Origin of the sequence: Haliea sp. (assembly GCF_040222615.1) — a bacterium.
Classification (GTDB): Bacteria; Pseudomonadota; Gammaproteobacteria; order Pseudomonadales; family Halieaceae; genus Haliea.
Genome location: NZ_JAVKCQ010000048.1, coordinates 16598 through 36436 on the forward strand (window position 1 = coordinate 16598; position 19839 = coordinate 36436).

Annotated in this window: 19 protein-coding genes; 11 read left to right on the plus strand and 8 right to left on the minus strand. The window is 64.4% G+C overall.

The window, feature by feature from the left end:
- Position 1: 1 nt before the first annotated feature.
- Entirely contained in the window at positions 2-757 is a 756-nt protein-coding gene (gene modA, locus RJQ10_RS04410) for a molybdate ABC transporter substrate-binding protein (RefSeq protein ID WP_350144011.1), read from the minus strand.
- A 204-nt stretch (positions 758-961) separates the two neighbouring features.
- Between modA and RJQ10_RS04415 the strand changes: the two genes are divergently transcribed.
- Complete coding sequence (locus RJQ10_RS04415; RefSeq protein WP_350144013.1) at positions 962-1216, plus strand: DUF167 domain-containing protein; 255 nt, start codon at positions 962-964, stop codon at positions 1214-1216.
- Positions 1217-1232: 16 nt separating this feature from the next.
- Here the strand turns inward: RJQ10_RS04415 and trxC are convergent, their stop codons facing one another.
- Genes trxC through RJQ10_RS04440 form a run of 5 tightly spaced genes read right to left on the minus strand, consistent with a single transcriptional unit; the run spans position 1233 to position 5087 of the window.
- Positions 1233-1682, minus strand: coding sequence for a thioredoxin TrxC (trxC, locus tag RJQ10_RS04420; protein ID WP_350144014.1), 450 nt, complete (start codon positions 1680-1682; stop codon positions 1233-1235).
- Positions 1683-1724: 42 nt separating this feature from the next.
- Positions 1725-2210, minus strand: a complete 486-nt coding sequence (locus tag RJQ10_RS04425) for a nitroreductase family deazaflavin-dependent oxidoreductase (RefSeq protein ID WP_350144016.1) — start codon at positions 2208-2210, stop codon at positions 1725-1727.
- 29 nt (positions 2211-2239) lie between these two features.
- Positions 2240-3010: an SDR family NAD(P)-dependent oxidoreductase gene (locus tag RJQ10_RS04430; RefSeq protein ID WP_350144018.1), complete on the minus strand. Its 771-nt coding sequence runs from the start codon at positions 3008-3010 to the stop codon at positions 2240-2242.
- A complete protein-coding gene (locus RJQ10_RS04435) occupies positions 3007-3405 on the minus strand; it encodes a DUF1761 domain-containing protein (RefSeq protein ID WP_350144020.1) in 399 nt (132 codons plus the stop codon). Before RJQ10_RS04435 ends, RJQ10_RS04430 begins: the two co-directional genes overlap by 4 nt.
- Positions 3406-3410: 5 nt before the next feature.
- Entirely contained in the window at positions 3411-5087 is a 1677-nt protein-coding gene (locus RJQ10_RS04440) for a M20/M25/M40 family metallo-hydrolase (RefSeq protein WP_350144022.1), read from the minus strand.
- A 134-nt stretch (positions 5088-5221) separates the two neighbouring features.
- Between RJQ10_RS04440 and RJQ10_RS04445 the strand changes: the two genes are divergently transcribed.
- The 6 genes from RJQ10_RS04445 (at position 5222) to RJQ10_RS04470 (ending at position 11668) form a co-directional block, all read left to right on the plus strand.
- A complete protein-coding gene (locus RJQ10_RS04445; protein ID WP_350144024.1) occupies positions 5222-6154 on the plus strand; it encodes an NAD(P)-dependent oxidoreductase in 933 nt (310 codons plus the stop codon).
- 32 nt (positions 6155-6186) lie between these two features.
- The gene (locus tag RJQ10_RS04450) at positions 6187-7014 is read left to right on the plus strand and encodes a M90 family metallopeptidase (RefSeq protein WP_350144026.1); all 828 of its coding nucleotides are present in this window, start codon (positions 6187-6189) and stop codon (positions 7012-7014) included.
- A gap of 108 nt (positions 7015-7122) precedes the next feature.
- The gene (locus RJQ10_RS04455) at positions 7123-7287 is read left to right on the plus strand and encodes a hypothetical protein (RefSeq protein ID WP_350144028.1); all 165 of its coding nucleotides are present in this window, start codon (positions 7123-7125) and stop codon (positions 7285-7287) included.
- A complete protein-coding gene (locus tag RJQ10_RS04460; protein ID WP_350144030.1) occupies positions 7280-9130 on the plus strand; it encodes a hypothetical protein in 1851 nt (616 codons plus the stop codon). The genes RJQ10_RS04455 and RJQ10_RS04460 overlap by 8 nt, the downstream gene beginning before the upstream one ends.
- Positions 9127-10062 (plus strand): histone deacetylase family protein, encoded by a 936-nt coding sequence (locus RJQ10_RS04465; RefSeq protein ID WP_350144032.1) that lies wholly within the window; start codon positions 9127-9129, stop codon positions 10060-10062. Before RJQ10_RS04460 ends, RJQ10_RS04465 begins: the two co-directional genes overlap by 4 nt.
- A 124-nt stretch (positions 10063-10186) precedes the next feature.
- On the plus strand, positions 10187-11668 hold the full coding sequence (locus tag RJQ10_RS04470) for an FAD-dependent oxidoreductase (RefSeq protein ID WP_350144034.1): 1482 nt from the start codon (positions 10187-10189) through the stop codon (positions 11666-11668).
- Here RJQ10_RS04470 and RJQ10_RS04475 read toward each other — a convergent pair.
- Positions 11665-12609: a DUF1853 family protein gene (locus RJQ10_RS04475; RefSeq protein WP_350144036.1), complete on the minus strand. Its 945-nt coding sequence runs from the start codon at positions 12607-12609 to the stop codon at positions 11665-11667. The genes RJQ10_RS04470 and RJQ10_RS04475 overlap by 4 nt on opposite strands.
- A gap of 103 nt (positions 12610-12712) precedes the next feature.
- Between RJQ10_RS04475 and RJQ10_RS04480 the strand changes: the two genes are divergently transcribed.
- Complete coding sequence (locus RJQ10_RS04480; protein ID WP_350144037.1) at positions 12713-13252, plus strand: manganese efflux pump MntP; 540 nt, start codon at positions 12713-12715, stop codon at positions 13250-13252.
- A gap of 64 nt (positions 13253-13316) precedes the next feature.
- On the opposite strand, the gene RJQ10_RS04485 is transcribed toward RJQ10_RS04480, so the two are convergent.
- Positions 13317-15290, minus strand: coding sequence for an LTA synthase family protein (locus tag RJQ10_RS04485; protein WP_350144039.1), 1974 nt, complete (start codon positions 15288-15290; stop codon positions 13317-13319).
- 181 nt (positions 15291-15471) lie between these two features.
- Between RJQ10_RS04485 and RJQ10_RS04490 the strand changes: the two genes are divergently transcribed.
- The 3 genes from RJQ10_RS04490 to RJQ10_RS04500 are packed head-to-tail and all read left to right on the plus strand — an operon-like array spanning position 15472 to position 19824.
- The gene (locus tag RJQ10_RS04490; RefSeq protein WP_350144041.1) at positions 15472-16710 is read left to right on the plus strand and encodes a cytochrome P450; all 1239 of its coding nucleotides are present in this window, start codon (positions 15472-15474) and stop codon (positions 16708-16710) included.
- A gap of 4 nt (positions 16711-16714) precedes the next feature.
- On the plus strand, positions 16715-18379 hold the full coding sequence (locus RJQ10_RS04495) for a GMC family oxidoreductase (protein ID WP_350144043.1): 1665 nt from the start codon (positions 16715-16717) through the stop codon (positions 18377-18379).
- Positions 18376-19824: a coniferyl aldehyde dehydrogenase gene (locus RJQ10_RS04500; protein WP_350144045.1), complete on the plus strand. Its 1449-nt coding sequence runs from the start codon at positions 18376-18378 to the stop codon at positions 19822-19824. Before RJQ10_RS04495 ends, RJQ10_RS04500 begins: the two co-directional genes overlap by 4 nt.
- Positions 19825-19839 lie beyond the last annotated feature (15 nt).

Genomic DNA, 19839 nt, shown 5'->3' on the forward strand with positions numbered 1-19839 from the left:
CTTACTTGGTGGCGTAGCCGTGTGCATGAATGATGCCCCGGATTTCATCGCTGCGCAGGTAATCCAGCAGGGCTTTGGCCGCCTCGCTGTCAGCGGCGTTTTGTAACAGCACGGCGTCCTGGCGAATCGGGCTGTAGAGTTCAGGAGGCACGAGCCAGCTGGAACCTTTTTTGATCCGGCCCCGGTGCATGATTTGCGACAGCGCGACAAATCCAAGGTCGGCGTTACCGGTGGCCACAAACTGGTAGGTCTGGGCAACATTTTCTCCCATCACCCAGCTGGGCTCCGTGACCTGTTTCAGCTGCAGTGCTGCCAGTACTTCCACCGCGGCTACACCGTAAGGTGCCAGTTTCGGATTGGCCAGGGCCAGTTTATTGAAGTTGCCGCTGATCAGGCGGGTTGGGGTATCGTCGACGAAGCCGGGGGTGGCTGACCAGAGCGCGAGGGCGCCGACCGCGTAGGTGAAGCGGCTCCCGGGCACGCCCAGGCCCGCCTGTTCCAGCGCCTCTGGCTTCTCCTGGTCAGCCGACAGGAATACCTGAAACGGTGCGCCGTGTTGAATCTGGGCAAAAATCTTCCCCGACGAGCCGAAAGACAGTAGCAGCTCATGCCCGGTTGATTGCTCAAACTGAGGCGCAATGTCTCGCATCGCAGCGCTGAAATTCGCCGCAACGGCGACATGGATCCTGGCGGCGAGGGCGGGGCCGGACAGCAGGCAACACAGTGCGACGGCGATGAATCCGTTCACTACTCGCATGGGCTGGTCCTCATCGCTGCTGGCGGGTGCTGCATTCCGGTAAGATACTGTGCCGTTTGCGCCCCATGGTGAGTTATATAGCGAATCCGGGCAATAGAGTTGTAATCATCATAAAATACTCCGGCACGACTGGAATAGCCCTCTCTACACTCCACTGAAGGGACACAGGCAGCCATGAAAAGCCCCCGCGCTGTAACAGCGAGATTGAAGATTAAAGTTGTGCCGGGCGCGTCCCGAACCGGGATTGCTGGCTGGCTAGGCGACTGCCTCAAGGTCAGGGTCTCCCAGCCTCCCGAGAAAGGCAGGGCCAACGCGGCAGTCGAGGCGTTGCTCTGCGCAGCCATAAACCTGCCCGCCGGTTCGGTGAAAGTGGTCTCGGGAAGTACTTCGCAGCACAAGGTCGTTGAGGTAACCGGGGTGGACGACGCGGAATTGCGTGGACGGCTGGACAGTGTGTGATGTTGTGGCGCTGATGTCAGCGCGGCAGGTTCTGCAGGACCCACGCGCTGAACTGCTGCTGGGGCAGGGCGCCCGCCTGTTGGACTAGCTGTTTGCCGCGATGAAAGATTGCCAGTGTGGGGATGCTGCGAATATTGAACGCGGCCGCGGTCTGCTGTGCCACCTCTGTGTCCACTTTCACGAACCTGGCCCGGGGCTCCAGGCTGGCCGCGGTTGCGGCAAAGATCGGGGCCATCATCTTGCACGGGCCGCACCACGCGGCCCAGAAATCCACCACCAGTGGCAGCTCCTCCTTGGCCAGCAAGCGGCTGAACAGGGCGTCATCCGCAGCCAGTGGCGCGCCGCTAAAAAGTGCCTGATGGCAGCGCCCACAGTTTGGTTTCTGGACCAGTCGGGTTTGCTCAATGCGATTGATGGTGCCGCAATGGGGGCACACGGTCTGCAGGGTGCTTGCCTGGGTATTCATGTGCATTTCTCCTGAGCGCGGTAACCAGCTGGCCAATAGTGTCTATCGTGGCATGCAAATGAAAACCGGGATATCGCGATCGGTCCGCGCCTGGTATTCATCAAAGTCGGGGTACAGGCTCAGCAGGTGCGGCCACAGTTCCCGCTTTTCTTCTTCGCTGGCCTGGCGCGCGACCATGTGCCGATGCTGACCGCCGACCATGACATCAATGTCCGGGTTAGCCTTGATATTGTAGTACCACACCGGGTTGGTCTCCATCCCGCCCTGTGATGCCACCAGCAGGATGCCGTCCCTCCAGGGCAGGTGAATCAGGGCGATCTCGCGGCGCTTTCCTGATTTGCGGCCGGTGGTGCCGACCACGCAGATGGGGTGGCCGCCCGGGAAATTTTTCATCAGCCTGCCCCGGCTGAGTTTGAACACCCAGACATTGAGGCGCGTAAACCAGCGCATGAAGACCTTTACCAGTGACTGGTTGGGAATCGGGTCTACGTCCTCGCGGCGGGTCTTCACATAGTCGAACTGGGTCACGGGAGCTCCTTGGAGTGGGTTGGTACAATTCAACGGGCAATGGTGGCGCCATCCACTACCAGGGAATGGCCGTTGACATAGGACGCCTGCGCGCTGCAGAGCCACAGTGCGGCCGCTGCAATTTCATCCGCGGTCCCCAGCCGGCCACAGGGAATACTGTTGAGAATCATCGCCTCCAGCTCGGGGCCCTGGCGCATGGAGTCCTCCAGCATCGGGGTGCGGGTGGAGCCGGGCAGCACCGCGTTAACCCGCACGCCGCTGCTCGCCACCTCCATCGCAGCGGTCTTGGTCAGGCCCAGAACCGCGTGCTTGCTGGCGCAATAGGGAGCCAGGTAGGGCGTTCCGATAAGGCCCGCCCCCGAGGCAATGCTGACAATTGCGCCTTTACCTGCCGCCTTCATCGTTCGCAGCTGGTGTTTCAGACAAAGGAATACGCCGGTGAGGTTGATACCTGTCACCCGCTGCCACTCTTCCAGTGTGGTGTCGTCAAGTGCGGCAGGCCTGCCCGCCACCCCGGCGCTGTTGACCGCATAGTCCAGACCGCCGAGATGAGCCTGGCAGGCAGCCACGGCGCGTTCCACGGTGTCTTCGTCGGTGACATCACCGGCGACGACTCTGGCGTCCAGCTCCGCCGCCAGCATCTTCAGCCTGTCAACGTCCCGGTCCAGCAGCAGCAGGCGGCATCCCTGGGCGGCGAACTGGCGGCTGCAGGCTTCGCCAATACCGGAGGCCGCGCCGGTGACCAGGGCAATTTTGCCGCGCATGTCGGCATACTGCACGCCGCTGGGGGTCGACTTCACGGCCAGGCCGCCAGCACCAGCCCAATCACCGCGTACTGCACGGTATGGTAGCCGCCATTGATTAACAGCAGCTTTAGCGGACGCTGCTCGAACTGGTAGTTCACGGCGAAGGAGCCGGCCACCCAGAACAGTCCCACGGCGAGGCCGGCGCCCGCTCCCAGTGCCAGCGATGGCGCCGGCCCCAGGAACATGGCGAACACGTAGGCCCCCAGGAGGACCCACACAAAGGATATTCCAAAGACCCTGGCCATATTCGCCTGGCGGGTTTGCTCTTCAGTGATACCCGCGGCGGCCATCCAGGGCCTTGCGAACAGCAGCGGCGAGTACCAGAGGCCGCCGACAAGGAATGCCGACAGGGCGGCGACAATGACGGCGAAGTGATCAATTGCGTTCATGTTGGCTATCTCCTGGCAGTGCTACTGGCGTCCCGTACGGCTTTGAACTCGGACCCGGGTTTCCACTCCGGCCAGCGCCGGGAGTCGCCCAGGTCCTCAATCAGCAGCTGGAACAGTTCGATGTCCTGGATTGCGCCGGCCAGGTTCCAGTCCGGATCCCAGGCGTCGCAGGTCTGGTGATAGCAGTTGCCGACGTAATCGGCGACCCACTGGTCGCCCGCCGCTCGACCGCCATCCACCAGGTCATTGCCGCCGGCGATGGCCATGATCAGCAATACCGGCACACCGCCCCGTGCCATTGAAAAGTGGTCGGCGCGGTAAAACAGGCCGTTCTCTGGCAGATTTTCCGGCGTGACGACACGGTCCTGGCTGGCGGCCACCCGCGCCAGGTCGTCCTCCAGTTCGCTCTGGCCTTCACCCACCAGAATGACGTCCCGGGCGAGACCGGCAGTTTGCAGGATGTCGAGGGTGAAATTGGCCACGGTGGTTGCCAGCGGATAGACGGGATCTTCGGCGTAGGCCCTGGACCCAAGCAGGCCGCTTTCCTCCGCAGTCCACAGGGCGAACACCACGCTGCGCTGCAGCGGCGGCCCCGCCTTGAGAACCCTGGCCAGTTCCAGCACCCCGGCGGTACCCAGCGCATCGTCGTTGGCGCCCGGGCGCACGGTGCGGCCGTCGGCGTCCGGTACTCCCTGGCCGTAGGAGTCCCAGTGTGCGGCCACCATCAGGATCTCCCCGGGATGGGTACTGCCGGGCAGTAGCCCGAGCACGTTTTCACTGTCGATTTGCCTGACCTGCACCTGGAAGTCGGCGCTGAAACTCGTGTCCTCCAGTTCAAAGGCGCTAAAGTCGGGGTGGCGCGCGACGACCCTCAGCTGGTCCAGGTCATGGCCGGCAGTGGCCAGCAGGCGTGCGGCGGCATCACCGTGGATCCAGCCCTGCAAGGCCACAGGTGTCTCGCCCACGTTCGCGAGTGCATAGTTCTCTCCCGGGGACGAGGCGGCCACGCTCCAGCCATAGCCGGCAGCCCTGGTTTCATGGATGACCAGTGCGCCCAGCGCGCCGCGTCGGGCCGCTTCCTCGAACTTGTAGGCCCAGCGGCCGTAGTAGGTCATGCGGCGGTTGCCGAAGCGGCCTGCAACCGGTTCCTCCGCGGTCGCGGCGAAGTCCGGGTCGTTGACCAGGAACAGGGCGATCTTGCCGGTGAGATCGATGTCGCCGAAGTCATCCCAGTCACGCTCCGGTGCCGACACGCCAAAGCCGACAAATACCAGCGGTGCCCGCTCGACCAACAGCGCAGGGTCCGCGCGCACCGTGCTGACCTCAATGTCCTCGGCCTGCAGCAGCGGGTAGCTGTCTTCCCCGTGGTGGACCATCAGGCTGCCCTGTTCGTCGAGCAGGGTGTGAATCATCGGTACCGTCTGGGTCCAGCTGCCACCGGGACCGCCGGGTTCGATACCCATGGTCTGAAACTGCTCAATCAGATAGGCGACCGTCCTCTCCTCGCCCGGGGTGCCGGGCGCCCGGCCGCCGAATTCATCCGACGCCAGCACCCTGACGTGTTCGGACAACTGCTGGGCAGAAATGGCGGCCGGCTCTTCTGGCGGCGCTGGTTTCTCTGCACAGGCCGTGACCAGCAGCACCCCGGCTAGCAGTGTGAGCTGCGACAGACAATGTTTCACCGGCGTTCCCTCAGTGCATGTGGTGGCTGACAGTGGATTAACCTTAGCACTCGCGCTGTCTGCTGACGAGTCGCCACCGGGCGGGCGGCTTGGGCTACACTGGTGCCCAGTCAAGGGAAGGAGAAACAAGATTCATGCGATTGCTGACAGATCTGCAGCTGCCGGAGTTGCAGGCCCGGATTGCAGCCACTGTGCCGGGTGTGGAGCTGGTGCAGGTTGACAACGAGAGTGGGGTGCCGGAAGGAATGACCGGCGATGCCCTGTTCACTACTGGGATCCCGGGTCCCCACCTTGAGGCACTGCTGGCGCCGGCGGTGGGTGTTCGCTGGATTCACCTCTACGGCACCGGTGTGGACGGCTTTCCCCTGCATCTTGTGGGTGATCGCGCGCTGACCTGCTCCCGCGGTTCCACCGCAACCGCGATCGCCGAATGGGTGCTGGCAATGTTGCTGGCAGACGCCAAGCAGCTGCCCGCGAGCTGGGTAACCAGCCCTCCCGCGCACTGGTATTTCGCCTCGCTCGATGTCCTGGCGGGCAAGCAACTGGGCCTGGTGGGTCTCGGTGCTATAGGTAGCGCCGTGGCCCGGCGGGCGCTGGCGTTTGACATGTCGGTCAGTGCCCTGGTGCGCTCGCCCAGGTCCCTGGCAGAGGGCATACAGCGTGCGGGTGATATCGAAACCCTGTTGGCCAGCAGTGATTACCTGGTGTTGGCGGCACCTGCCACGGCATCTACCCACCACCTGCTTGATCGCAGACGGCTCGCCATCGCCAGGCCAGGATTGCGGCTGGTCAATGTTGCCCGTGGCAGCCTGGTTGACCACGATGCGCTGCGCTGGGCGCTCGACGAGGGCATCGTCGCCCACGCCTATCTGGATACCGCGGAACCCGAGCCTGTGCCTGCGGCTCACTGGTTGTACACCCATCCTGGAGTCAGCTTGAGTCCGCACATCTCCTGGTGCGAGCCGGCGGCGCTCGAGAGAGTGCTGTCCCTGTTCCTCGCCAACCTGGAATGTTTCATGCGCGGTGAGCCACTGGCGGGTGGCGTCGACGTCGACGCCGGCTACTGAGCGGACGGGGAATTGACTGGGGCTGCGGCGGCATGACCCTGTGGGCAGTGGCAGGCATTGTGGCACTGGCGACGGTGTTGATCTTTATCCTGCCCGCCCGGCGGCGTCGCCGCGCGTTGGCCGCGCCTTTCCCCGACGCCTGGGATGCCCTGCTGCGGCGGCGACTGGAACCCTATGCCGGTCTTGCCGACCGGGAACGCCGACAGTTGCAGGATCTGCTGCGCCTGTTTCTCGCCAGCAAGCGCTTCCACGGTTGTGGTGGGCTGGATGTCAGCGAGGAAATGCGGGTGTGCATCGCCGCCCAGGCTTGCCTTCTCCTGCTGAATCGGCATACGGAGGGCTTCCCGCATCTGCATCATATTTTGGTCTATCCCGGCGCCTTCGTGCGCGAGGGCGAGGAGTGGCACGAGGACGGTACGGTCAGCGTCGTCAGCAGCGAACTGCTGGGCGAGTCCTGGGATGCGGGCAAGGTCATACTGTCCTGGGAGGACGTCGATCGCGACCTCGCCCACTTCGACGATGGCTTCAATGTGGTACTCCACGAATTCGCCCACCAGCTCGACAGCGAGAGCGGCAGCGAGAACGGCACACCGGTGCTTTCCCGCGCGGAGTCGGAACACTGGGTGCGGGTAATGACACGGGAGTACGAGTCCCTTGTCGCCGCCGCCGAGCGCGGGGAGGAGACCTTGCTGGACCCCTACGGCGCCACCGCTCCGGCGGAGTTCTTTGCGGTGGTGACGGAAACTTTTTTCGAGCTGCCGGATCAACTGAGGGAACGGCATCCCGAGCTGTTCACACTGCTGAAGGAGTATTATCGGGTGGATCCGGCGGTCTGGTACCGTGCATTGACTGCGGGGTGAGCGTGCTCGCCGGCCCCCTCGTGGTGAGGTTAGCGCAGGCAGCCGGGCTTGACTATTGTTGGGGCAGGCTCATCAACCAAGGTATGGTTCTTTAACGGGAGCGACGGCATGAACATCACCAACAGCCAGAGCGGTACCAATGTGTATGAAATCGCGTCCGGCATTTACCGCATCAATACCCCGGCAACTCTGCCAGCAGCGGGGGGATGTTCCTTCAACCAGTTTCTGGCCGATCGGGAGCCACGGGCTCTGGCGGATGAGCTGTGTGGCTGAGCTGAGGCACCCCGCCAGTCAAGCAACCGGCTCCGCCGGGGGCTACACGCTGTCGCTACCAGCGCTGCTGGGCATGGCCATTGCCCTCACCGTGCTCTATACCTATCCGCTGCAGAAAATGACCGTGCTGACCCTGCCGCTGGTGCTGTTGGTGCTGGGCTGGGTGATCTATCAGTATCTGGAGCCGCTGCGCCTGTTGCAGAGGCACGCGTATCTGAACGCACTGACACGGCGGGAAAGCTGGGTCAGGCGGGTGTTCTGGCAGGGGTTTCTGCTGCGCCTGAAGCTGGTGGTTACGGCGCTGGCTGCGGCCGCTGTTGCCCTGCTGTACGTGGCTACCATCAGGCCTGAAGAGTGGCTTATGGTGTTGGCCAGTGTGCCTCTGTTCGCGGTGATGTTTGCGCTCGCCTCCGCTCTGTTGCGCAGCCAGCTGGTCCCCCAGTACCACTATCCGCTGGCACTGCGCTGGGCCTGCCGCGCCACCATTGTGCTCTTGGTTGTGGGGCTGGCCTTGTGGCAGCTGTACTGGCTGGAGGTGCCGGCAACGCGGGATTTGGACTTGACTGGCGTGCTGCGCGGTGGCTTCGAGCGCGGCGCGGCGACAACCCCGATACCGCTGCTGGGCCAGGCGCTGGGTGTTGCCCACGCCCTCGACGCCGGGGTCTGGCACCTCATGCAGGTGACCACTACAGCGTCCGGCACCAGCCGCTGGGCTTACCTGGCCGCCTGGACAGCTGTATTGCTCTGGAGTGCGCTCAAGGTGAGTGCCGTGTGGATGGTGCTGCTGGGGGCGACCACCCTGGCGGGGCGGCGTGATACGCGGCCCCGGCAGGCTGCCGCTGACAGCGCCACCCTGCTGGCGTTTGCGCTGGTGGTGGCGACCACCGGCATTGTCTACCTGGCAGTTACCCGTATTGAGCTGGGCCCTTCGGCAGCTGCCGTCGATCCCTGCCGGACTCTGGCCGGTGAGGAGCACGCCAGGCTGGTCACCGCTGCCCGGCAACGCCTGCATGCCGAGGAACAGGGTTTTAACCTGGCCATGAGCAGCATGGTTGAAGAGCGTATCGACGCCGCCTACGCGCTAGCCGGTCAGGGCGTCGAGGATTTCCTCGACTGGAATTTCAGCCTCAGGGGTCAATATCAGCAGCTGGCCTGGGTACTGGGCGCCGGGGTGACCGAGGTTCCCCTGTCGGAAAGGGTCGGGCTGCAAGTGGATCGACAGGTTCACGGGCTGGTAGCGCCCGCGCTCAGTGTGGTTGGCCCCGGTATGGCAACGGAACTCGAGGACCGCGTGCATGCAGCTTACGCGGGTCAGGAGGCCTTTGTCCGGGACTGGCTGGCCGGGGCGGATTGTCTGGCCCTGCCACCGCCTGAGACATCCCTGGCAGGGCTGGCGCCAATCGCGTGGGGAGGCGGTGGGGCTGCCGCCGGAATCGTTGGCAGGCGGGTTGCTGCGGGACTCGGAGCAGCTGTGGTCAGCCGCGTGGGGATGCGTCGGCTGCTCGCGGGAGTGGCGGCGCGGACGGGCGCCAAGGCGGCGACCGCCGGCCAGGCCAGCGGCTCCGGGGCACTCTGTGGCCCCATGGCCTGGGCCTGTATTCCGGCGCTGGTCGGTACGGCCTGGCTGGCCACTGACCTGGCCGTCAATGAGGTCGACGAGGCGCTCAACCGCGCCCGCATGCGCGCGGAACTGCTGGCTGCGATCGAGGCCGAAAAAAACGCCCTCAAGTCAGAACTGACGAGATACTACGGCCAACTCGCCGCCCGGATATTCAGCGACATCGAGCGCCGCCAGGGAGACGTCTTCAACCTTTACCGTGACGGCGGGAGAGTGTCTATTTGACAATAGCGTACATATCCCACCCCGACTGCCTGCTACACGACATGGGGGATGGTCACCCCGAACAGCCTGCGCGCCTGCGTGCCATTCACGCCCGGCTGGAACAAAGCGGGCTGCTTGCCCGGCTGCAGCAGCATGCGGCCCCGCTGGCCACCGATGCCCAGCTGCGCCTCGCCCATCCCGAGAGCTATTTGCGCCGTCTGCAGGCCAGCAGCCCCGCTACGGGCAGTTATCCGCTGGACGCCGATACCCGCATGAACCCGCATTCCCTGGCCGCCGCCCGGCGGGCCGCCGGGGCGGCGGTGTTGGGGGTGGACCTGTTGCTGGGTGGCGAGGCCAGCGCGGCTTTCTGCGCCGTGCGCCCGCCGGGGCATCACGCCGAGCGGCAACGGGCCATGGGTTTTTGCCTGTTCAGTTCAATTGCCATTGCCGCCCTGTATGCGCTGGAACACCGGGGCCTGCAGCGGGTGGCCATCGTCGACTTCGACGTCCATCACGGCAACGGTACCGAAGACGTGGTGGCGGGCGACGAACGCATCCTGTTCTGTTCCACTTTCCAGCACCCGCTGTATCCGTATTCAGGTACTGGCCCTGCCGCGCCCAATGTCATCAATCTGCCGCTACCGGCGGGCTGTGATGGTGCGCAGTTCCGCGCCGTGGTCCGGGAACAGTGCCTGCCCCGGCTGAGGGCGTTTGCTCCCGAACTGGTGCTGGTTTCCGCGGGGTTTGATGCCCACCGGGCAGATCCGCTGGCGGGGATGGCACTTGTCGCGGAAGATTTCTCCTGGGTAACGGCCCAGCTTGCGGAGCAGGCTGCGCTTAGCGCCGGTGGCCGGGTGCTGTCCTCGCTTGAGGGCGGCTACGACCTGGCGGCGCTGGCGGAAAGTGCGCAGGCCCACCTCGAAGCCCTGCTCGCGGCAGACCGGTCGCCGTAGCACAAGCGCTCGCTGGAATCACATATTGAACCGGTGCCGGGCAGTTCCGCCCGGACTTTGCAAAACCGGGCCGATACCGACATATTGCCGTAGCCAACCTGCCTGTAACGAGAGGAATCCGCCTGTGTCTCCCCGATTCTCCGCCGCCACTCCCTGCCGCCTGGACCAGGTACCGCAATGGGACAGTGAAACCGATGTTATTGTGGTTGGCTTCGGCCTCGCCGGGGCCTGCGCCGCGATTGAGGCGGCCAGCGCAGGGGCGCAGGTTGCCATTCTCGAAGTAGCCGGGACCTACGGCGGCAGCGCCGCCCTGTCAGGCGGAGAGTTCTACCTCGGCGGGGGTACCTCTGTGCAACGCGCCGCCGGCTTCGACGACAGCCCGGATGAACTCTTCAAGTACCTGCTGCTGAGCGGTGGCCCGGGCGCGGACCCGGAGAAAGTACGGCTGTATGCCGATGGCGCGGTCGACCACTTCGAGTGGATCCGCGCCCAGGGCATACCGTTCAAGGGGACTTTCCTGCCGGGTAAATGGCTGGAGCCGGTCACGGACGATACCCTGATCTGGTCCGGCAGCGAGGCTGCCTGGCCATTCTCGTCCGCGGCCATACCCGCGCCGCGAGCCCATGCGGCGCAGATGGAGGGCATGGGTGCCGGCCGCATCGTTATGGACGCCTTCGCCGCCCGGGCGCTGGAGGCCGGCGCCGAAGCGCACTACAACGCCCGCACCCTGTGCCTGGTGGCGGATGGGGTCGACGCCGTGCACGGTGTAGTCGCGCGCATCGACGGCGAGGTGCGCTATCTGCGCGCGCGCAAGGGCGTGATCCTGTGCGCGGGCGGCTTTATATGCAACAGGGAGATGCTGCAGCGTTTTGCGCCTGCGGCCCTGGAAGCGGCGGGGCAGCCGACCTCCGGCGGCAATGACGACGGCTCCGGCATTCGCATGGGCATGTCGGTGGGCGGCGCGGTGAGCCACATGGAAGAATTCTTCGCCACCAAGCCATCCTTCCCGCCCGACAACATGGTCTTCGGTATCTTCGTCAACGAGCGCGGCCAGCGCTTCATCAACGAGGATGTCTACCACGGCCGGGCCACCCGCTACGTCATGCGCCAGCCCAACGGCCGCGCCTGGCTGCTGATGGATAACGGGATTTTCGCCCGGCCCGACTTCAACCCGGATATCCGCATCGCGGCGGTGGGGGAAACCTGGGCCGAGGTGGAGGCGGAACTGGGTCTGCCGCCTGGCGAGCTGGTGCATACGGTGGAGTCCTACAATCGCTACGCCGCCGCCGGCGAGGATCCCGTACTGCACAAGGACGCAAAATGGATGCGACCCCTGGTCGAGCCGCCTTTTGCCGCCCTGAGTTTTGGCGCCGATGATTACCCCGCCACCGGGTTTACCTTGGGCGGGCTGCTCACACGACCCAGCGGCGAAGTCCTGAATGCCGATGGCGAGCCGGTGCCGGGCCTGTTTGCGGCTGGGCGTACCAGCTGTGGTTTGCCGCGCTGGGGCGAGGGCTACTGCTCCGGAATATCGCTGGGTGATGGCAGCTTCTTCGGACGCCTCGCGGGACGCCGCGTCGCGGGGTTGCCGGTGCAGCCAGACTAGCCCCTGGGCCAGTCGTTGCCGGCGAGAAAAAACCGCCGGCTCTCATCGCCCTGGTCGTTCACCTGCACCACCAGTGCGGGCCGTCCGCCCCGGGTAAAGCGTTCCTGCAACTGTGTAAACAGCGCCTCCGGGGACAGGGTGTCGGCGCTGTGAAGCAGCGGGGACAGCCAGCGCAGGCGCGGCAGGACAAGGAAGCGTTCCTCTGCCCCGGCCTGGGCGCGCCAGTCGGTCAAGGTGTACCAGTGCGGCAGAGGCAGGGCGGGGTTGTAGCCGGCCGGTGGCGACAGACGGTCATGGGCCGGCTGGAACAGGCTGCCGCGCAGGGCGATCTCGCGCAGCGGCTGCGCCAGCCCCCGGCTCGCCAGCAACGCGCTGCCGACAGGATCCAGGGAGAGTCGGCTCTGGTGCTGCAGCAGGCGCTGCAGTTTGAGGTCGAGGCGGTCCACCGGGTTGGGCCCCAGCCACTCTGCGGCGCTACTCTGTTCTGCGCCCGTGGTAGTGCGGCGCCAGCCAAGGTAAAACTTCACCGCGAGCTCCAGATGCACCGGTTGCTCGCGGGCTCGACAGTAGTACAGGCAATCAAATTCTCCCAGGGTCTGGCCTCCGCTGCGTACCGGCAGGTTGTGGGCGAGCAGTTCGGTTTCACTGTCGTGGGTCAGGAAAAAGTACCATAAGCGCTCAAAATACAGGCCCAGGCGCGTGGCCTGCTGTGCCGTCAGCCAGTCGATGAGCGGCTGCGGTTGCCGGTCCAGTTCTTGCAGCCAGGCCGCCCGGGCGGCTGTGAGCGGCAGCCTGGCATCGGTGACGCCGTTCCCGGGTTGAAGTGTCTCCAGATGCAACAGGGGCGGTCCAAGACAGGCCCACGCCAGGTCGCGCAACTGGGGTTGCGCCAGATTCAGCGCAGTCAATGCTGGGCAGGGGACGGGCATGTGCAGGGCCACGGTGGTTTATCCTGGTTGGCCGCATGATAGCGGTCGCCACGGTGTTGACGCCAGGCGCGGGCTGCTTACAATGCCCCCCGCTCCAACCGCGCTGGAAATTGTCGTGATCGAAGTAATATCTCTCGCTGTCGCCCTCAGCATGGACGCCTTCGCCGTGTCCATCGGTCTCGGCTCGAAACCCCACCGCAGTCCGCGGCGCCTGGCAATGCTCTGTGCGCTCTATTTCGGCGCATTCCAGGGGCTGATGCCGCTGTTCGGTTACCTTGCCGGCACCAGTGTGCTGGGCTGGGTGGAAGTGTACGCGCCCTGGATCGCTTTCCTGCTCCTGGCTGTCATTGGCGGCAAGATGATCGTCGAGTCCTTCAGCGAAAGTGTCGAGGAGGCGGTTACTCACATCAGCCAGCGGCTGTTGCTGGTGCTGGCGCTCGCGACCAGTATCGATTCCATGGCCGCGGGCTTCGCCCTCACCTTGCTGGAGGTAAGCCCGCTTGTGGCCTGTCTGATGATCGCCGCGGCCACCGCGCTGTTCAGCTGGTCCGGGGTGTATATCGGTCTGCGTAGCGGCACCTGGCTGGAAAGCAAGGCGGAGCTCTTGGGCGGCGTGGTGCTGCTGCTGATCGGGCTGCGAATTCTCTTGCAGTAATTACCATTGCTCACCGCGCTGGTCGCTGCCACAGGCAACCGGCGAGGGGCACAGGAGGTGCCGCTCAACCGGTGCCGTGTTTGCTCGGAGCGGGTCGGGGCGCGTGTTCCAGGCTGTAGCGTCCGGTGCGGTACAGCCAGGAGGGCAGCAGGGCGTGGGCCAGGGCGCGCCGGTGTGCAGCGGGCTGGAAGCCGGACACCGGCGTCAGTTGCTTTCTGGCCGCGTCAAAGTGTGCAAACACCGGCGGCTGCTCCGGCGTCAGGATCACCAGTTCACTGTTTTCCATCCAGGCAAAACGATCACCGAACTGCATGATCGCGCGCCCGTCCGCATGATCCCCAACGGCGCTGAAATCGCGGCCCAGCATGGGGTGATCGGCACTGACGCCGATCAGCGACAGGGCGGTGGTAGGCAGGTCAATCTGGCTGGCTACGGTCTCAATCCGGCGCGGCGCTATGTCTGCGCCCAGAATCAGCGCGGGAATGTGGAACCGCTCCACCGGTACCACATTCTCGCCCACGACCTGATTGTCGTGGTCCGCCACGACGATGAACACCGTGTCCTGCCAGTAGTCCCGGCCGCGGGCCCTGGCGAAAAACTCTCCCAGCGCGTAGTCCGCGTAGCGAATGGCGTTGTTCTCCGTGGCGGCCGGCTCGTCGTAGTGTTGGATCCGGCCCTTGGGGTAGTCGAAGGGAGTATGGTTGGAGGAGCTGAACACCAGCGTGAAGGTCGGTTGACCCGCGGCGTGGTGCTGCTGCAGGCGCTCGTCGGCCTTGGTAAACAGGTCTTCGTCGGACACGCCCCAGCTGCCGCGGAAAGCGGGACTTTCATAGTCCCGTTCATCGACAACCTGGTCGAAACCATTGGCCAGGAAAAAGCTCGCCATATTGTCAAAATGCCCCTCGCCGCCGTAGATGAACTCGCTGTGGTAGCCCTCGCGCCCCAGCAGCTCTGCCAGGGAAAAGAAGCCGCCCTGGGATCCGAGCAGTTTGACCACCGCCCGGGCCGGCGTCGGCAGGAAGCCCGTGGTGACGGCCTCAATTCCCCGCACTGAGCGGGTGCCGGTGGCGTAGAGTTGCTCGAACCACCAGCCCTCTCTGGCCAGACGCTCCAGTTGCGGTGTCAGCCCGGGAACGCCGCCGAGTGCGCCGACATAGGTCGCGCCCAGGCTCTCTTCCAGGATTATGACCAGGTTCAGTCGCCGCTGATCGCCCCGGTTGCTGGCCTGGTAGTGCAGTGTTGGTAGCTCGGGGTTGCCGGCAAAGTTGCCCACGCCGTAGCGACCTGCGGTTTCCCTGACTTCGTCCACCATGTCAGCAACCGGCATCTCGCCGTAGCGAGCACCTGACCGGGATTCATGGCGCAGGTTGTAAACCGCGTGTGCCAGCGACCAGGTGGAATTCAGCATCAACTGGTTTACCAGGTTGTCGCCGGCAAAGGCAAACCAGGACGGGTTGAGCGGACGGTGCTCAAGCGTCGAGCGCACTCCAAGGGCGAGTGCCAGCAGCAGCACTGGCCAGGCGGCAATATTCAACCAGCCAGGAGCTCGGAATTGCAGCGTCGTCAGGGCTCGGCGCAGCCACCAGCCCAGAATAAGCGCAGTACCGGCCACTAGCGCAACGCTGGCCAGCAACTGCAACCTGAAGCCGCCCCAGAGCATGCGCAGCGTTTCCCCCGGCCACTCCAGGTATTCGAAGAACAGGCGGTTGGGACGGGCTTCGTACTGCCCCAGGAAGGCCGGTGTCGAGGCTTCCATGAAGACCAGGGTCAGGCCGCAGAGCGCCAGCCAGCTGACTGTCAGCAGGCGCCACACCGGCCAGCTTCGTTGCCACCAGGCCAGCGGCAGCAGGAGCGCCGGTGGCAGCGCCACCAGGCTCATCATGATGCTGTCCGCCCGCAACCCGTACAGGAACACCTGCGGCAGCAGGCCTGCGGCGCTGACGCGGTCCAGCTGCCACAACACCAGGCCGAGGCGCGACAACAGCAGCAGCGCCAGGCCCAGTACGAAGGCACTGAGCAGTAGGCGTACAGCGGGCATACGGGGCGCGGGCAGCATCGTCTCTCCAATTGGGAATCAGCTGCGAAGGAGAGTAGACCTGGCAGCTTAACGGACGCTTAACGGTCCGATTTGACAAGCGATTCACCCTGAAAGACTATACAAATGTGCAATTTTATCGCATTGTCTCGTTGCGAACCCCTGTACTTGAACGGAGAGCCCTATGTCAGGCTGCCCCTTTTCCAACTTGCTCGACCCCACCACCTACGTAGAGGGGATGCCCTACGCCGAACTGGCCAGGATTCGCGAGGCCGGGCCCCTGGTGAAGCTGGATGACCCGCTCACCGGGGTGCCCTACTGGGTAGTGACCCGGCAGCGGGAACTGGACGAGATCTGCAAGAATCCGCAGCGCTTTTCTTCCGCCGAGCGAAGCCCTTTCCCCACCGAATATGACGACTGGCTGGTCGAGGCGGTGCACCGCCGCACCATCATCGGCATGGACCCGCCTGAGCACCAGATCGTGCGCCGTATTGTGCGGGCCGCCTTTACCCCGGCCAAGATCGCCGCCCACGAGCCTAGTCTGCGCGCCCACGCCAGACGTATCGTCGATGCGGTCGCAAGCCGCGGCGAGTGCGAGTTCGTGGAGGAGGTCGCCGCCGAGCTGCCGCTGATTGCGATCCTGGAACTGCTGGGTGTCCCCATCGAGGATCGCAAGCAGTTTTTCACCTGGACCAACACCATGATTTTTGCCGATGACCCGGAGATGTCGGTATCCGAGGAAGCCGGCCAGATCGCCTCCGCGGAGGTGATTGGCTATGCCATGCAGCTGGCGGAAAAGCACCGGGCGAATCCAAAGCCGGGGCTCCTGCAGGACCTGCTGGAAGGCGAAGTGAAAGGGCGCACGATTACCGAGGAAGAGTTCGGCTGGATGTTCATTCTCATCCTGGTGGGTGGCAACGAGTCCACCCGTACCGTACTTTCCCACGGCATGCGCCTGTTGATGGAGCACCCTGAGCAGCTGCAGTACCTGGTTGACAACCCCGAGCGGATTCCGGATGCCTGTGAGGAAATCCTCCGCTACAACACCGCTTTTACCGCCATGCGCCGCACCGCCATGGAGGACGTGGAGATCGGCGGCCAGCAGGTGCGCAAGGGTGACAAGCTGGTGCTCCACTACCACACCATCAATCATGATGAGGACGTGTTCGGCGCCGACGCCACACGCTTTGATGTGCGCCGCATCGAGCGCCAGCCCGACCTGTCCAACCAGCTGCGCTCCTTCGGTATCGGCCAGCACTTCTGTATCGGTTCGCATCTGGCTCGGCTGGAGCTGCGCATCATGCTGGAGGAAATCATTCCGCGCCTGCGTAACCCCCGTTTTGTTGGGTCGCCACGCTACGTGCAGTCCTTTTTCGTGAATGGCATGAAAGACATGCACATTCGCTTTGATCCGGAGGTCTGAAGCGGTGACGGCAGAGCAGTACGACTACATCATCGTCGGCGCGGGGTCCGCGGGCTGCGCCCTGGCCTGGCGCCTGTCCCGGGAAGCCAGTCGCAAGGTGCTGCTGCTGGAAGCCGGCGGCGCGGACCGCAATCCCATGATCCATGTCCCGCTGGGCTTCGCCTTCCTGATGAAGAACCCGTCGCTGAACTGGTGCTACCAGACCGATCCGGAGCCGCAGCTTGGCAACCGTCGCATCGCCTGGCCCCGCGGCAAGGTCCTGGGTGGTACCAGTTCCATCAATGGCATGATCTATGTGCGCGGCCAGCGCGAGGATTACGACGGTTGGGCGGATGCCGGCTGCGAGGGCTGGGACTTCGACAGTGTGCTGCCGTATTTCCGTCGCGCCGAGCACAAGGCCGAGGGCGGCAACGCGTTGCACGGCACAGGAGGGCCGCTGTGGGTGGAGGAAGTTGCGGCGGCGGAAAAGATGTTGCCGGCGGATATGTTCGTGCAGGCGGCGATGGAAACCGGCCTGCCCTTCAATCCCGACTTCAACGGGGCGCAGCAGGAAGGTGTCGGTTTCTATCAGCTCAACACCCGCAACGGGCGCCGGCAGAGTACCAGCAAGACCTACCTGGCCCTGTGCCGCTCGCGGCCGAACCTGACCCTGGTGACCGGCGCCCAGGTGCAGCGGGTGCTGATCGAAGACGGCCGTGCTGTGGGGGTGGAGTATGTGACCCGGCAGCGAAAAAAGGAGCAAAGCCATCGCGCGCGCAGTCGCCGGGAAGTGCTGCTCTGCGGCGGCGTCATCAACAGTCCGCAGTTGCTGGAGCTGTCCGGCATCGGTAACGGCGAACGCCTGGATGCGCTCAATATCAAGGTGGTAAAGGATTTGCCCGGAGTAGGGGAGAATCTGCAGGACCACCTAACCGTCAACGTGATCCAGGGCTTGCACGGGGTGCGGACGTTCTACGAGGAGAGCCGCCCGCTGGCGCTGCTCGGCAATATCGCCAGGTACCTGGCATCTGGCCGGGGCCTGCTGGCCCACCCCGCGTCCCAGGTCGGCGCCTTTTTCCGCACCTCGGACGCCCAGCAGCGCCCGGACGCCCAGATTCATTTTACTCCCGCCGCGGGGGAAACCGATGCCAACGGGGTAATGAAAACCTGCCCCGGTACCACGGCCACAGTTTGTCATCTGCGCCCGACCAGCCGCGGCAGCGTGCACGTCCGCAGCGGCCTGCCGGAAATGGCGCCGGCGATCATTGCGCGCTATCTGGACACGGAACACGATCGCCAGGCCATCGTTGCCGCAGTGCGGAGAGTGCGGGACATTTTCGCCGCCGCTACCTTTGACGGTTACCGCGACCGGGAATACCTGCCCGGCGAGCGGGTGCAGTCAGACGCCGAGATTCTCGCCTATATTGCCGAGATCGCCGAATCCGTCTACCACCCGGTGGGGACCTGCAAAATGGGCGATGATCCCCTGGCGGTAGTGGACCACCGCCTGCGAGTGCGCGGCGTTGATGGTCTGCGGGTGGTAGACGCGTCGATCATGCCCAGCATTGTCTCCGGCAACACCAATGCCCCCACGATCATGATCGCGGAGAAAGCCGCGGACATGATTCTGGAGGACGCCGGGGTGCTCACCCGTGTTCAAACCGCTGTCAGTGAGGAAGCCATATCATGAACCAGGCCATAGCCCCGAAACCCGTTGCCGCGCCGCTGGCCGCCCTGCTGGACAATCAACGCGCGGCGTTCAGCGCCGAGGGCGAGGTGGCAGCCGCAACCCGGATCGACCGCCTCGACCGCTGCATCGCACTGCTGGTGGATCACAAGGATGAGATCTGCGCGGCGGTGGAACAGGACTTCGGCTGCCGCTCGCGCTATGTCACGTTGATGATGGATGTGATGAATTCCGTCGGCAGCCTCAAGCACGCGAAGAAACACCTGAAAAAATGGATGAAGCCCGAGCGCCGCACGCCAATGATGCCGATGAACTTTCTCGGTGCCAAAGCCTATGTGCAGTACCAGCCGAAGGGCGTGGTCGGGATCATGACCCCCTGGAATGTGCCGATCAACATGATCTTCAGCCCGTTGGCAGACGTGTTGGCTGCCGGGAACCGCGCCATGATCAAGCCGTCGGAGTTCACACCAGCCACTGCCGAATTAATGCAGCGCCTGTTTGCCAGCTATTTTGAGCCCTCCGAGATATGCCTGGTGACGGGTGGCCCCGAGGTTGGCGCCGCCTTCAGCAGCCTGCGTTTCGACCACCTGATCTTTACCGGCGCCACCGGTATTGGCCGCCATGTCATGCGCGCCGCCGCGGAAAACCTGGTGCCGGTGACCCTGGAACTGGGGGGCAAGTCACCGGTCATCCTCTCGGCCCGGGCGGATCTGCGCAAGGCCGCGGAGACGATCATTACCGGCAAGGCGATGAACGGCGGCCAACTCTGTGTCAGTCCGGACTACTGCTTTGTGCCGCGGCATCAGCTTGAAGCCTTTGTGCGCGAATGCCAGGCGGTGATCGCCGGAATGTTTCCCACGGTCCAGGGCAATCCGGATTTTGTCGCCTGCGTCAACGAGCGCCATTACGGCCGGATCCGCAGCTATATCGAGGAAGCGCGCGAACGGGGCGTGCGGGTGGTGGCGCTGTGCGCGCCGGGCGAGGAGCTCTCCGACCCCGAGGCACACAAGATTGCCCTGCACCTGCTGATCGACCCCGCGGACGAACTGGCCTGCATGACCCAGGAGATTTTCGGGCCCCTGCTGTGCATCAAGACCTACAGCGCGATTGACGAGGTGATCGACTACATCAATGCCCGGGACAAGCCGCTTGCCCTGTACTACTTCGGCACGGACAAGGCAGAAAAGGAGCGGGTCCTGGGCCGGACCAGCTCCGGCGGCGTCGCCGTGAACGCGATTGCCAACCATGTCGGCTGTGACGACCTGCCATTCGGCGGCATCGGCCACAGCGGCATGGGCAATTACCGCGGCCGCGACGGCTTTCGCACCTTCAGCCACGCCCGGGGTGTCTACGAGGAGGGCTGGGTGAATATTGCCAAGCTGGCCGGCACCCTGCCGCCCTACGGCGAGAAGATTGCGAAAATGCTGGAGGGGCAGATCAAGCGCTGAGCGGGAGCCGCGCCG

Bases quoted from the DNA above. Each gene is read 5' to 3' on its own strand.
- RJQ10_RS04490 (WP_350144041.1), top strand. From the start codon at position 15,472: ATGTCAGGCTGCCCCTTTTCCAACTTGCTCGACCCCACCACCTACGTA.
- RJQ10_RS04445 (WP_350144024.1), top strand. From the start codon at position 5,222: ATGCGATTGCTGACAGATCTGCAGCTGCCGGAGTTGCAGGCCCGGATT.
- RJQ10_RS04450 (WP_350144026.1), top strand. From the start codon at position 6,187: ATGACCCTGTGGGCAGTGGCAGGCATTGTGGCACTGGCGACGGTGTTG.
- RJQ10_RS04455 (WP_350144028.1), top strand. From the start codon at position 7,123: ATGAACATCACCAACAGCCAGAGCGGTACCAATGTGTATGAAATCGCG.
- RJQ10_RS04485 (WP_350144039.1), bottom strand. From the start codon at position 15,290: ATGCCCGCTGTACGCCTACTGCTCAGTGCCTTCGTACTGGGCCTGGCG.
- RJQ10_RS04500 (WP_350144045.1), top strand. From the start codon at position 18,376: ATGAACCAGGCCATAGCCCCGAAACCCGTTGCCGCGCCGCTGGCCGCC.
- trxC (WP_350144014.1), bottom strand. From the start codon at position 1,682: ATGAATACCCAGGCAAGCACCCTGCAGACCGTGTGCCCCCATTGCGGC.
- modA (WP_350144011.1), bottom strand. From the start codon at position 757: ATGCGAGTAGTGAACGGATTCATCGCCGTCGCACTGTGTTGCCTGCTG.
- RJQ10_RS04435 (WP_350144020.1), bottom strand. From the start codon at position 3,405: ATGAACGCAATTGATCACTTCGCCGTCATTGTCGCCGCCCTGTCGGCA.